The 14,550-nt window shown below is 36.5% G+C and carries 13 protein-coding genes; 1 reads left to right on the forward strand and 12 read right to left on the reverse strand.

Going from position 1 to position 14,550, the window contains the following annotated elements; translation table 11 throughout:
- Positions 1–301: 301 nt before the first annotated feature.
- The 9 genes from NST02_RS16580 to NST02_RS16620 all read right to left on the reverse strand — a co-directional run bounded on the left by NST02_RS16580 (position 302) and on the right by NST02_RS16620 (position 9,760).
- On the reverse strand, positions 302–784 hold the full coding sequence (locus NST02_RS16580; RefSeq protein ID WP_137742750.1) for a hypothetical protein: 483 nt from the start codon (positions 782–784) through the stop codon (positions 302–304).
- 21 nt (positions 785–805) lie between these two features.
- Complete coding sequence (gene ribF / locus NST02_RS16585) at positions 806–1,756, reverse strand: riboflavin biosynthesis protein RibF (protein ID WP_137742749.1); 951 nt, start codon at positions 1,754–1,756, stop codon at positions 806–808.
- A gap of 478 nt (positions 1,757–2,234) precedes the next feature.
- Positions 2,235–2,627 (reverse strand): OsmC family protein, encoded by a 393-nt coding sequence (locus NST02_RS16590; RefSeq protein WP_095311128.1) that lies wholly within the window; start codon positions 2,625–2,627, stop codon positions 2,235–2,237.
- A 31-nt stretch (positions 2,628–2,658) separates the two neighbouring features.
- Positions 2,659–3,654, reverse strand: a complete 996-nt coding sequence (locus NST02_RS16595) for an ABC transporter ATP-binding protein (protein WP_095310989.1) — start codon at positions 3,652–3,654, stop codon at positions 2,659–2,661.
- A complete protein-coding gene (locus NST02_RS16600; RefSeq protein ID WP_095310992.1) occupies positions 3,635–4,651 on the reverse strand; it encodes an ABC transporter ATP-binding protein in 1,017 nt (338 codons plus the stop codon). Before NST02_RS16600 ends, NST02_RS16595 begins: the two co-directional genes overlap by 20 nt.
- Positions 4,652–4,676: 25 nt before the next feature.
- Complete coding sequence (locus NST02_RS16605) at positions 4,677–5,579, reverse strand: ABC transporter permease (protein WP_095310994.1); 903 nt, start codon at positions 5,577–5,579, stop codon at positions 4,677–4,679.
- A 15-nt stretch (positions 5,580–5,594) separates the two neighbouring features.
- The gene (locus NST02_RS16610) at positions 5,595–6,545 is read right to left on the reverse strand and encodes an ABC transporter permease (RefSeq protein WP_095310996.1); all 951 of its coding nucleotides are present in this window, start codon (positions 6,543–6,545) and stop codon (positions 5,595–5,597) included.
- Positions 6,546–6,752: 207 nt separating this feature from the next.
- Positions 6,753–8,330 (reverse strand): ABC transporter substrate-binding protein, encoded by a 1,578-nt coding sequence (locus tag NST02_RS16615; protein WP_137742746.1) that lies wholly within the window; start codon positions 8,328–8,330, stop codon positions 6,753–6,755.
- Between the two features lie 344 nt (positions 8,331–8,674).
- Positions 8,675–9,760: an AbrB family transcriptional regulator gene (locus tag NST02_RS16620; RefSeq protein WP_340949298.1), complete on the reverse strand. Its 1,086-nt coding sequence runs from the start codon at positions 9,758–9,760 to the stop codon at positions 8,675–8,677.
- Between the two features lie 237 nt (positions 9,761–9,997).
- Here NST02_RS16620 and NST02_RS16625 point away from each other — a divergent pair, with 237 nt between their 5' ends.
- A complete protein-coding gene (locus NST02_RS16625; RefSeq protein ID WP_340949299.1) occupies positions 9,998–11,293 on the forward strand; it encodes an ATP-binding protein in 1,296 nt (431 codons plus the stop codon).
- Positions 11,294–11,548: 255 nt separating this feature from the next.
- Here NST02_RS16625 and NST02_RS16630 read toward each other — a convergent pair whose 3' ends face one another.
- From NST02_RS16630 to NST02_RS16640, 3 genes are all read right to left on the reverse strand, one after another.
- Positions 11,549–12,778 (reverse strand): NAD(P)/FAD-dependent oxidoreductase, encoded by a 1,230-nt coding sequence (locus NST02_RS16630; RefSeq protein ID WP_095311005.1) that lies wholly within the window; start codon positions 12,776–12,778, stop codon positions 11,549–11,551.
- A gap of 387 nt (positions 12,779–13,165) precedes the next feature.
- Positions 13,166–13,621, reverse strand: coding sequence for a GNAT family N-acetyltransferase (locus NST02_RS16635; RefSeq protein WP_340949301.1), 456 nt, complete (start codon positions 13,619–13,621; stop codon positions 13,166–13,168).
- A gap of 190 nt (positions 13,622–13,811) precedes the next feature.
- The gene (locus NST02_RS16640) at positions 13,812–14,549 is read right to left on the reverse strand and encodes a creatininase family protein (RefSeq protein WP_095311009.1); all 738 of its coding nucleotides are present in this window, start codon (positions 14,547–14,549) and stop codon (positions 13,812–13,814) included.
- Position 14,550: the final 1 nt, after the last annotated feature.

Consider the following 14,550-nt stretch of genomic DNA (forward strand, 5'->3'; position numbering starts at 1 on the left):
TTTGAATATAAAGACCTATACTATAAGCTATAGGTCCTAACTTCTCGACAACTTTATAGTTTTCAACCAATGGATGAATGGGAAATCGATATTTGCTTCGCGATTCCCGTACTAACAATTTTGTTATAACTGGTATTTCTCTTCATCATTTTTATTTAGGCTTTGTTAAACAGAATTTTTTGATAAAAATCAATACCGACATTTAACAAAACTTGATTTTAATAAAAATGACCGCTGGCAAGCTTGAATTGATCGAGTTTGCCAACAGCCTAAGTTCTACAATGCTATAGGTCCACATTTTTTATAACTTTCTCTTTGGATAAGAAAGAATTAGTCTTAAAACACTGCCGAAGATAACAACGAGTACAGCAAGATTGACAAGTGTATTTACCCCAACTAAAATGTATGCAAAAACAAACAATAGTAATGGTTTCGTTAGTGTGAAAGCAATCATTTTCCATAATAATTGAAATTTTAATCTTCTCTTCATCAGTTTTCCTATAAGAACACTTAAAAAGGATAACAGAGAAATCCCAATTACAGCATAAAAAACGATAAAAAATGGATATAGAATAAGAATTTGGGCCTTGTAAACATAGGCTGGCACCTCATTCATTACTCTAGAACTTTCCTGCAATAAGATTATTTGCAGCGGTATAACCAGAATCAACAATAATATGAAAAAATAGCCTGCTGCTGCCTTTAGATCAATTCGATTTAAACGTACTACCGCTTCTTTTTTTGGCAACAATAAACAATCTCTAAAAATATCTAATGATTTCAATTTCCTTCCACCGTCTCCCCCTCATGGAACATTATTATGATTAATTAATGGCAAAATTTTTCCTGCTTCTAATTTATCTTTTTTCATTTGTTCAATTAACGGGTCCAAGCCTTGAAATTTAATTTCTTCCCGTAGGTAGTGAAGAAAGGAAACGGCAATTTTTCGTCCATAGAGGTCATCATTAAAATTTAAAAAATGAACTTCAATTAAATAGTGATCACCGTTAACAGTCGGGCGATAGCCCGCACTTATGAGAACATTCCACTTTTTTGAATAAGCATCCACTGTCGCCCGACCGACATAAATACCTGGTTTAGGAAGGACATAAGTATCTGTTAATTCCATATTCGCAGTAGGAAAACCAAGTTTTCTTCCAAGTGCCTGACCACTAATTACTGTTCCAATAATGGTAAACGGGCGATAGAGCAGAGCATTCGCTTCCTTAATCTTCCCTTTTCTAATAAAAGCTCGAATCAAACTGCTGCTCATTTTTGCCCCATTTTCTGTTTCAAGCGGAACGACAATAACTTGAATATTTAATTTTCTGCAATATGTACTGAGCTCCTTAGTCCCACCTTCTCTACCCTTCCCAAAAACAAATCCTTCTCCAACGATGATTCGCTTCACATTTAAGCGTGCAATATGCTCAAGGATAAATGTTTTTGCTGAAAGATTCGCATATTCCTTTGTGAATGGAATACGATAATATCGCTTTACTCCAAACTCTTGAAGAAAACGGATTTTCTCCGGCTCTGGCGTGAGCTTTTCCTTGTATGCAACATCACCTGTCAATATCCAAAGCGGATGCTCTGAAAAGCTCATGACAGCAAGAATTTCCTCTTTTTGTTTGTATAATTGAGCTGTTTCAAGGATTTTTTGATGACCTTTATGAATCCCATCAAATTTTCCAATCATCAATACAAGCGGTTGAGAATCATCTGGAGGCAGTGTTTCAACTTCGATTATCTTCATATAAAAAACTCCTTATTATTTTTTGAAACTTTTTATATAAATTAGTATAAAAATACCGTAAACTTGTTATCAATTAATTAGAACATATTTCTCTCTCTAAAAGCAACAATCTCAGTTAATATTCGTTTTCTCAAAAATAATGTTTAATAATGCATAGGTATAGAAAAATGCTTTGTTGTTTCAGCCAAGCTATTGTTCCTTTCTGAAAAAATAGTATCAATACAGAAGAAATGCTACAGGGATTAATATAAAGCCTTCCCCGTGTTTTAGGGCAACATAAACTATGAAATGCTGTTCTTTCAAGCCAAGAAACCAAGCATACGTAAGTAATTATGACTCTTCGGAAATGAGAAACTAAGATTTTTAGGGATTAATCGTAGTTACACCAATTTTAATGAGTGATCTAATCAAGAAAAAGCTTAGTATCCCAAACAAAAAAACAACCTAGAATTCATCACTGGAATTCTAGGCTCTAACATTATTTCTCAACAATCTCAGTTTGAATTTGCAGTCCTCTTCTTAGTGTATTCCCTATTGTACATGCACGTTCTGCCGAAACTACGAGCTTATTTTTATACTCTTGAGAAAAATGCTGAGGCAATGATATGTTCACATTGCATTGTTCAAAACGTGACGGACTGTCACTCGCCTTAATCGCATTCACTTCTATCGATATATCATCATCTTGCACTTCAACCCCATCTCTTTCAAGCATCCGATTAAGAACTATCGTAATACATAAACCTAACGATGCTTCAAATAATTCTTTCGGGTTTAATCCATCACGATTCGCGGAAAAACTTCCTTCTACTTGAAATCCTGCATTATTATAAATACCAACTTTACCTTGCTCCTTTTTAATAACAGTCACCCAGCTCACTCCTTCAATACTTGTCCAAAAATTATTCATATAAATGACATGCTACATAATGATCTTGTTTCATCTCTTTTCGCTGCGGCACTTCGATTCGGCATTTTTCCAGTGCAAATGGACAGCGAGTATGAAACATGCAGCCTGATGGAGGATTTAATGGAGAGGGAATTTCTCCTTTCAAAACAATTCGCTCCCTTTTTCCACCGCGATTCGTACGCGGTACAGCGGAAAATAATGCCTGGGTATAAGGATGAAGAGGCTTGGCAAAAATGTCTTCATTTCGACCCTCTTCAACGATATTTCCAAGATACATGACCCCAATTCGGTCTGATATATGCCTGACAACACTTATATCGTGGGTAATGAAAAGATAAGTTAAATGCAAATCATCCTGTAATTTCTGCAATAGATTAATTACTTGCGATTGAATTGATACATCGAGTGCAGATACCGGTTCATCGCAAATAACAATTTTCGGATTGACAACCAACGCCCTTGCTAACCCGATTCGTTGTCTTTGGCCACCGGAAAATTCATGAGGAAAGCGGTAATAATGCTCCATACCTAAGCCAACTTTTTCTAAAATATCAAAAACCCGTTCTCTTCTTTCGTTTTTACTGACATTGGTATGGATTATTAATGGCTCCTCTAATATTTTTCCAATTCGCTTTCTCGGATTTAAGGATGAGTATGGGTCCTGAAACACCATTTGTATATCTTTCCGCAAACGGCGAACTTCCTTCTTCGAAGCTTGAAAAATATCTTTATCTTGAAAAAGTACCTTCCCACCCGTTGGTTCAGTTAATCTCAAAATCGTACGCCCGGTTGTACTTTTACCGGATCCAGATTCTCCAACAAGGCCATAGGTCTCTCCCTCATATAGCTTAAGTGTCACATCATTTACAGCTTTTACCTGTCCTTTTATTCCCCCTAAACGTCCAAATGGACCGGTAACAGGAAAATATTTTTTCAGATTTTTAACTTCTAAAATGGGGTCGAGAGTTCTATTCGTTTGATGATTCATGAACAGCCTCCTTTTTGAGGATCTCTTTGTAATGCCAGCACCTAACCTTTTGAGTGGCACTATAGGCCTCCAATTCTGGAGCCTGTTCCTTGCAAAGCTCATCTGCATATGGACAGCGCGAGGCAAAACGACACCCGTGCGGAACTTTTTGCAAAGAGGGCACTGTTCCATCAATGGTATAAAGCTTTTGTAAACGCTCCCCTTCCAATTGTGGAATTGATTTAATCAAACCTCTTGTATATGGATGAAGCGGCTCTGAAAAAAGGCAATCCGTATCCGTCTCCTCCACAATCTGACCAAGGTACATGACCATCACTCGAGTACAGATTTCAGCAACAACTCCTAAATCATGCGTGATGAAAATAACCCCCATGCCAAGCTGAGCATTTAGCTCAGCGATTAAATCCAGTATTTGCGCTTGAATCGTAACATCCAATGCTGTTGTTGGTTCATCTGCTATTAATAATTTGGGCTGACACGAAAGGGCGATCGCGATCATAACCCGTTGCTGCATCCCTCCGGACAATTGATGCGGATATTCATTTATCCTTTTTTCTGGAGCAGGGATCCCGGTCAATCCAAGCATTTCAATTGCCTTTTGCTGCGCTTCTCGCTTATTGAGATTTTGGTGGATCATTAAAGATTCGCGAATTTGATCACCAATCGTGTACACAGGGTTTAAAGAGCTGAGCGGATCTTGAAAGATCATCGAAATATCATTGCCACGAATTTTCTGCATCATTGCTTTCGATAAGTTTAATAGATTTTCACCTTGAAAAAGAATTTCACCCTCATACTTAGCCGTGTATTTTTCATCGTATAGCCGCATTATCGACTGTGACATTACGCTCTTTCCACAGCCTGATTCTCCGACAACACCTACAATTTCGCCTTCATTCAGATGAAATGTGATTCCATCTACTGCAGTTATTTGGCCACGCTCGGTATGAAAATGAGTTTTTAAATTCTTTACTTCTAAAAGAGGCTTCTTCTCCATTCTTTACCTCCTTGCTTTCTAGAAATCATTTGGATTTTTTTCCTGAGCTGTGCGGATCAATAAAATCTCTCAGCCCGTCACCTAGTAGATTTAGTCCTAATACTGACAAAACGATCGCCAAACCTGGGAATACAACCATCCACCACGCCTTAAAAATAACTAATTTCCCAGCTTGTAAAATATTTCCCCAGCTTGGGTCTGGTGCCGCTATCCCTGCACCTAAAAAGCTGAGTGCCGCTTCTGAAATGATCGCTTCTGCAAACACAAACGTTGCTTGTACGATCAGTGGAGAAATTGTATTTGGTGCAATATGTTGCCAAATAATTCGTGTCGCACTTGCTCCCTGTGCATGCATCGCCTCAATAAATGTCTGTTCTCTAATTACTAATGCTGAAGAACGGACAATCCGTGCAATATTTGGAGTAAAAACAATGCTTAAAGCGATGATTACATTAAGGGGGGACGGACCTAAGGCAGCCATTAATGCGATCGCTAATAAAATTCCCGGAATAGCCATTAAACCATCACATATTCTCATTAAAATATGATCAAGAGCAGCATAATAACTAGCATATAAACCGATGACCAACCCTAAAATGGAGGAGATCAACGTTACGATTAAACCAATCCCCATAGAAACTTGGGCACCATAAACAATTCTTGTAAGCAAATCCCGACCGAATTCGTCGGTTCCGAGCCAGTGCTCTCCGCTCGGTGCATTCAACCTTTCCGCAACCTTCATTTCATATGGATCATATGACACGAGCATTGGACCAATTAAAGCAATGAGCCCTAATACGATGAATATGAAACAGCCCATCACCATTAATTTATTGGCAAAAAATCTACGAAAAAACAATTGACGTTCTTGTTTTTTGAGACTTGCTTTAATAGTGCGAACCCTGTCTACTTCTTTTACAGCGGCCACTCTCTCACCTCCTTGCTATTTGCGTTCGAGCCTTACCCTTGGATCGATCACACCATATAATAAATCCACGATCAAATTGATAAATACATATATTAAAGTCACAAACAGGACAACTCCTTGAATGACAGCAAAGTCTCTGCGTTCAATGGAATTAATAATCAACTGGCCTAAACCTGGTAAATTAAAAATCGTTTCAACAACAACAGCTCCTGTAACCAATGTACCAAAGGACTGGCCGATCACCGTTAAAATAGGGAGAAATGCGTTTCTCAAAGCATGCTTCGTTATGACTTTATGCTCTTTCACCCCTTTTGAACGTGCTGTTTTCACGTAATTTTTATTTAAAACCTCCAGCATTGAAGAGCGTGTCATTCTGGCGACAAGTGCAGCCTGTATGGCTCCTAAAGAAAGCGCAGGTAAAATTAAGTAGCGCAAATGTGTCCATAAGCCTTCAGTTAATGGCTTATATCCAGCAATAGGCAACCATTGCAAATAAACTCCAAATGATAACATTAGCAACAGTCCAAGTAAAAAGCTAGGGACAGCCATTCCTAATAAAGTTGCCACCATAAGGGTATGATCGGTGAAAGAGCCTCTCCGGTAAGCAGCAAAAATGCCAATTGGAATGGCAATAATTAACGCTACAATTTCAGCTAAAATGGCTAGAGAAATAGTCGGACCCAGATGGCTCAAAATCGAATCTAACACAGGTTCTTTCATGAAGTATGATTGGCCGAAGTCTCCTTGAAGAACGCCCCCAACCCAAAGCAGATATTGCTTAACTATTGGTTCATTCAACCCCATTTCTTCATTCAAGCTTGCTATTTGTTCTTCTGTAGCTTCCATTCCTAAAATAATCGCAGCGGGATCTCCAGGAGTAATATGTACGATTAGGAAGATAGCAACCGATACAACAAATAATACTGGGATAAGTGAGTAAATTCGTTTGAAAAGATAACTGAGCAAATGAATCCCCCCTTTATTAAAAATAAGGCTTTGTTATGCTGGTACTGATTTTTGGTCATTTTCTCTTCTTTCAGTCATACAAAAAAAGGTGTACGATATCAATGTCAAAAATCGTTATATCTTCAATTCCTTTTAAAAAGCAAAAATAAAAAAAGAATTAAGCATAGCATGAATCCTCCATCGCAAACAAGCAATGGAGGATTCATTCTATTCGATCACTTTCGTATTCCAAATTATAGGGGCTTCAAATACTTCTAATCCTTCAAGTTTATCAGTAGTCGCTAAAATGCTGTTATATTGACCAATAACCGTGGAAGAAAGAGTTTCATATAAATATCCTTGCAATTCATCCCACTTCGCCTTCGCTTCTTCTGGACTATCGGCTGCTCTAATTTGCGTCAATAACTCTGCAACATTTGCGTCATTTAATCCTGCCCAATCAGGATTAACAGCCAATAACTGCGGCGGTGTTAATTGGTAACCATTGCTTGTGATAAAAATATCCCATTTGCTCAAGTCATTCTTTGTTTCCAAGAAAGTTGGAAAATCATAGTTTTCTATTTTTACATTTAAGCCCAATTGTCTTAATTGTTCTTGCACAACAGTAGTGGCTGTATACATTTCAGCATAATCTTGCGTAGTTAATAAAGTAATTTCCTCACCATTGTAGCCAGCATCCGCTAGGAGTGTCTTAGCTTTCTCAAGATCAGCCTGATTATAGTACTCTTTACCAGCATCACTAGCCCACTGAATTTGATTTGGATTCATATAACTTGGATCTAAGCTGTACAATTCTTCATTGACAAAGCTCGCTAGCAGAATCTCATCCATATTAAATGCAGCATTTATCGCCTGACGAATATTTACATCTGCCAATACGCCTTCGTTAGTGTTAAAAAACATCGTCAGCGTTCCTCCAACAAATGTATATACCTTTATATCATCGATGCTATTTAATTGCTCGTAGCTTTCTGTTGGAATGTTATCAGCAATATCATATTCGCCAGTTTGAATTCCAGCAATGCGTGTAGAGTGGTCTGTCACAAAGTGATAAAACACATCTTCCACAAACGCTTCTTTTTTGCCTGCAAATCCACTTGCTTCTTCGTCGACTGCCTGATACTCATCATATTTACTCAACTTTATATATTGGTCTTGCTTCCATTCTTCAAATTGAAAAGGACCCGTTCCGATATACTCAGTTACGCCTTCAGCAGGAGCAGAATCAATAATTTCCTTAGGCATAATGGCTGGAAAATTAGCCTGAGATGCCATAATAATCAAAACATCTGACGCTGCGTTTTCTAAATTTAAAACTACCGTATACGGATCTTCAGCCACAAAATTAGCATTTTCTAATAGAGATTTTGCACGTGAAGATTTTTCTAACCAACGATTCATTGAAGCTACAACATCCTCGGAAGTCATCTCTTTTCCATTATGAAACAGTATTCCTTCCCGCAGCTTAAAGGTATATGTCTTTCCATCATCGCTAATGTCCACTGATTCAGCTAACATTGGCGTAGGTTCATAGTCTTCATTCAAAGTGTAAAGCGTTTCAAAAATATTACCTGCGATATCTAAGGCAACTTGCGATACAGTCATCGCCGAATCAAGTGTCGGCGGCTGAGCCGTTACTGCAATATTGATTTCATCTTTGTAGCTAACATTTGCGCTGGAATTATCATCTGACTTTCCAGCTTTGCTATCATTATTGCTGCAACCGATCGCTGTCAAGGCTAATAACGCCAGCAAAAATACAACCCCCAAAAATTTCCTATTCATATGTATTCCCTCCTGTTGATTATAATATTTTAGTTTTCTTATAATTCTTACCTTTTTAATAGGTTTTGTAGGTTAGAAGAATCATAACCTATTGCCTATGCAGTGTCAATGTATAAAAACTGGATATTCCTACTGTTTATTTTTATTTCACAGAGAGTTAATCGGATCTCAAAAAAAATTTTTTTATTGAAACTGCTTTAGATCAAACATGGTCGATGGCCTTAACTATTCTTCATCTAAAAAAATATTTTATTGTAATTTTGCATTTTTTTGAAAAACATATTATGTTAGGACGACATAGAACAAAATCTAATAATAACATGATTTATCATTTTGCTTAGCCGTCACCATAGCTTTTTTTGATACAAATAGTGAACAAACCATCGCAGCAATGGCGGCACGACAAAAAAGATAAAAAACAAGCGAAACAATTGATAACCAGCTACAATTGACAAATCTGCATGGATTTCAGCAGCGATAATTCCCATTTGATCCATCCCACCTGGCGCAAGACTAAGAGTGCTGGTAGAAAATGATATGTCTTTAACATAGGATAAGAGCAAACTCAATCCCCAAGAGCCAAACAGTAATAAAGCACCTGAAGCAATAGCTATAGTCAACATTTTAAATTTATCTTCTATTTGCTCTAAATCGATTAATAATCCAATGTATGCTCCGATCATTAATTGGGAAACGTCCAATAGCGAAGATGGAAGAGTCGGACCAATATAGCCGAACAGCCCTATAATAGCCGTTGCAAAAATTGGACCGACCAAAAACGGTGTAGGTAGTTTTATTTTCCTCGCGATAAAAATGGACAGGATCACGCCAGGAATAAATAGTAGGATATTGGGAAATAAATTTCCCCAGCGGATGGTTGAAGAGTGGATTAAATCTGCGGCTCCAGTTGTTCCCGTTCCCACAAAAGGACTAAATACGAACAAAGGAACAAAAATAATAATTAGAATCAGTCTGGACACTTGCAGAAATGTGACAATTGAAAGATTGATATTTTTAATCTCTTCGCCAAGAAGAAGCATTTGCGAAAGTCCACCGGGAATGCTGCCAATCAAAACTGAAGGAAAATGTAATTTAGTTATTTTTGAAATAACAAAAGCTAGACCGACACAAAAACAAATCACTACGATTGTACTTAGAAAAATCGCTGGAAGTTGAGACAGAATGAACATGATAGCTTCTTTTGTAAAAGATAATCCAATTGAATACCCAACAATAATGATCGCAATATCTCTGATTGCACTCGGCCAGTATAACTTTAATCCAAAACTAGAAGCAATTAAAACAGCAGTCATTGAACCAAGCAGCCATGGAATTGGAATATGGATTAAATATGCAATCACTCCACCAGTTATGGCAATAATCAACGTTTTTATAAAAACAAATGGTAAAGTATGATTCTTTTTAACCAAAACACGATGCACCTCTTTATTACTTATAGATGAATTACAGTTACTAGTATAGGGCAAACCAGTAACAGATACCACCAGCAATCCACAATTGAAATAATTTGCTTTAATCCCTCAACTTTTTGCGAATGTTAGGAAAAATTGTAAGTTTATTAGAGCTTTTGAAGGATTATATCTGTTATTGTAGAAATTAAGAACTATATAATCAGAAGCTTTGGTTGTTGAGGAGGTATTTCTATTTTGCTGGAAAATGTTGGGTATATACTCTATCATGTATTAATTGTAATATTTCCAATACTCTTATATTACTTTTTTGCTATCCTCAAGAACATTTATTTCAGTAAAGCTCATAAAGGCATATTATTGGCACTAACTTTTATAATTCTCCTATTAACCATCTCATTTCCAGTGTCTTATGCGAATGGCTTTGTTTATGACCTTCGCATTATCCCTATCATCATTGCCTTTATTTATATCGGTTTTTGGCAGGGAATCGCAGCTATTTTTATAATGCTGCTGTACTTACACTTTTTAGGGCAAACGAATTTATCGATCACTCTATTAAATTATGGCATCATTACCGTCATTTTTTATTTGACCAAAAAAAAATTAAGAACTTTTTCTTTTAAGAAAAGCCTTTTATACATTAGTGCACTCTATTGGCTTATAACTCTTACTCGAAGTTATTCCCTAATACATAATAAACAATATGACCATCTTCTAACAATGTTTCTTTTCTCAATCATTACTTGGATTACTCTAATCCTTGTCATCCTTCTTATCGAAACGTTTAAACAACATATTAAATTACATCAGGAACTACAACGCTCTGAAAAACTTAATATCATAAGTCAACTTGCCGCTTCTGTTGCACATGAAGTTCGAAATCCTATGACCACCATCAATGGATTTTTACAGTTAATGAAAAAAGACGACAACATTAATGAACAACAGCTTGCATATATTAATATTTCCCTATCTGAATTAAATCGTGCCCAGGACATCATTAACGACTATCTTTCATTAGCAAAACCAAACGATAAAACGATCCGTATTGTCAATATTAGTGAGGAGCTATTAAAAACGATTGAATTGATGACTTCCTATACGAATATACAAAATATTGAAGTGCAATCTATTATCGAACCATCCCTTTATATAAAAGGAAACGCCGATGAAATCAAGCAAGTTTTTATCAATATTATTAAAAATGGAATTGAAGCCATGAATAATAGTGGACTTTTAAAAATTGTCGCTTTTACTGACGATGATTATATTATTATCAAAATCTCAGATAACGGTGAAGGAATGTCAAAAGAACAGCTTTCCAGAGTAGGAACTCCTTTTTATTCCACTAAAGACAAAGGGACCGGTATCGGCTTAACCATTTCATTTCAGATAGTAGAACAATTAAAAGGAAAAATAACGGTTGAAAGCGAGGTTGGTTTTGGGACAACTTTTATTCTTTCAATCCCGATTTGCAAAATAGATGGGAATGGGCATCAGGCTGAACATCCTTTGTCAGCAAACTACTAAACTTTAGGCTTTGTTAAATAGAATTGTTGATAAAATGATTTTGGGCTCATTTCATGTGAAACCAAAGTTTCACATGCCTTTCAGTATAACTGAAAGGTCTAGAGAGAAAGTGAGCCAAAAGTCAAAACCAACATATAACAAAGCCAAACGTTAAAAATTAGGTTTTTTCAAACAATATGCTCGCTTATTTCCTAAATAATAAGAGAGTCCCCCAACATAATACTGCATTGGGGTCGCTCTCTTATTCTCTATAACCTACCTTGATGATGCCGTTTTAGCATAACTCTTTTTAAACTTGACATTAAACATTTCTTTCAACAGCAAACCGGGGCCACCAAGAACCAATAAATAGCGTGCTTCAATAACCTGCTTCATAAGAGACGCGAGACGTCCTGTTAATTTAACGCCAAAAACATTGCCAACCGCCGCACGGCTCCCAATTGATGCAACCGTACCTTTATGATGATAGATAAATGGTTTAAGAGCATTGCCACGAATAGCAGCCACTAGATTAGAACTACATACTTGTGCTTGTTGTATAGCCACTTGAGCAGTTGCTGGAAGAGGAGTATTTTCTTCAACTTCAAAATATGCTGCATCCCCTACACAAAATACATCCTCAAATGTTTTTACACGGAGATATTGATCTACAGGAATTCGTCCTTTCACAAGTTGTAAATTCCATCTTTCAAGAAGACGATTAGCTCTCACCCCTCCAGACCAAATAAGGGTTCTTGCTGGTACTTGGTAGCCGTTATCAAGGATAACGGCTTCCTTATTACATTCGACGATTTTAGTAGATGTTACTACCTCTACACGATTCTTTTTCAAGTAAGAGGTTGTAAAATCAATTAACTTTTGATCAAAAAATGGAAGAATGGAATCAGACGCCTCCACATTTACAATTCTAGTATTCTCTAAAGGAATTTCATATTTTTTGCAAAGCTTTGGCAATTGATCAATTAGCTCCCCGACCATCTCAATTCCTGTGAAACCAGCTCCTGCCACGATAAAAGTAAGACGAGATAAATCGCCGTCCTCATTATATTTGTTAAACTGTTCCTGTATATGCTGCTGAATTGCTTTGGAACTGCGAAAGCTTCTAATTTTAAATGCATTCTCCTCTACTCCAGGTATTCCAAAGGTATCGACGTCAAATCCGAGTGCGATTAACAAATAATCATATTCATATATTTCATTGTTTTCTAACATAACTTTTTTATTTACAAAATCGACATGGTCAACTATTCCCTTTTTAAAATTGACAACATTTTTCTTTAGTAAATCAGCTATATGTAAAGCAACTTTCTCATCAACTGCAGTTCCAGCACTCGTTTTATGCAACTGTGTCGAGATATAATGATAATCATGTTTATTAATTAAGGTTACTTCGGCCTCTCCTTTGTTTAAAATAGTTTCCAGTTCCTTACTGGTAATAATCCCACCATATCCAGCACCTAGAATAATCACTTTTGGCTTTCTCATCCTGCTTCATTCCCTCTTTGTACTATTTGTTCCATTTCTGAATTATCATTGTGATTATTTTCACATAATGTAACAAAAAAAGACTTCGTTAAACACTATAGTTATAAAAGCGATTTTTAGCTCATTTTGTGTGATCCCTTGGTTTCACATGCCTCTTTTTGTTGTGCTGAAAGAAAATAATTCAAAATCAGCAACAACATTTAACAAAGCCTCAAAAATAACTTTTTATATGTGAATAACTTCACAATAAATAAAACATAATATGATAGTACTTCACAATATTAAAAATTTCAAGGGAATTTTATATTTTATTGCTTAAAACTTCATAATGAACGTTTTTAGTTATAAGCGCAGTTTCATAAATTCCAAACATTTTCTCCCTGTTTCCTAATTTATATCTTGAGAAAGCCTTATCATATCTCGACACCAAATTTCATTCTCAAAAATAGTTTCTTCATAATGTCGAGTAAAAAAATCAAAATCAACTGCTACAATTCTGAAACCACATTTCTGATACAAAGCTAACTGTGCAATGCTTGAATTACCAGTACCTACTTCAATTGTTTTAAAGCCTTTTTCTTTCGCTTTCAATATGGCATCTTTGACAAGCAGCTTGCCTACCCCATTTCCCTGAGCATGTTCGGAAACGGCAACGTTTACCAACTCCACCGTCTCTGGTCTTGTTGGGAGCAGTACATACACACCTACTATTTCATCGTTATTCTCCGCGATATAGCATTCTCCTCGCATTAAATAATCGTTTATTATCTTTGTGGATGGATCAGCCAATCGCAGCAATTCCATCGGTGGCTCTTGCTCAACAGTTAATTTTCGAATATTCATAAATATCTCCTCCAACTAAAAAACTCAGCTCGTATTTATTATAATTGCTTTAAAGGAAACGGGGAAATTCATTGTTCCATCATATTTAACTCAGACTCTGAGAAAACATGACAAAAAAGCTGATTTGTCTGTCTATCATCTAAGACAATCAGCTTCTTTATTCGCATTCTCTCATTTGAAAATAATTTTTTCATTTGCTATTTTCTGATACAGAATTTACTAGCTCAACCATTTTTTCAACGAAGCTCTCCAATAATTTTTCACCCTTTGCTTTACTGGCCAATGTAGCATCACCGTAAACTCCACTTTTGCTCAGTTGCCCTAATGAAATGGAAGATTTTCCATATAAAGCAGGTTTTTCGGGATATTCCCTGACCGCTTTCGACATATTTACTAACTCCGGCTTAAGAGCAAGCATAAGGGATGTTTCTAATTCACAAGCGTGAATCATTCCATGCCATGTCTTTGATTCACAATGCTTTGCCATCATTGACTCAAGCTCCGGGTAAAATAAATAAACTACATTCATGTCTAATTCATCGGTTAATTCTCTAGTTGCATACTTCATACTAGCATTATTGGCATCATGACCATTAACAATAATTAGCGTCTTAACCCCATAACGATTGACACTGTGAGCAACATCTTTAATGATCGCTTCTACATGATGCTGTTGGAGAGAAATAGTACCGGGAATGTCACGCCAAACCCAAGAATAACCAAAGGGTAAAGCTGGTAAGAGCAGGGCTCCTGTCCTTTCACAGATTCTTTTTGATATCCCCTCTGCTAAATAAATATCAACACCTAATGGAAGATGATGTCCATGTTGTTCAGTAGCTCCGATAGGTAAAATAGCTACTGGATACTCTTCTATTGCTGCTTGTACTTCATCTCTAGTCATGTTAATAGCTTCTTTTACCTTTGACATA

This window comes from Robertmurraya sp. FSL W8-0741 (assembly GCF_038004005.1).
Classification (GTDB): domain Bacteria; phylum Bacillota; class Bacilli; order Bacillales; family Cytobacillaceae; genus Robertmurraya; species Robertmurraya siralis.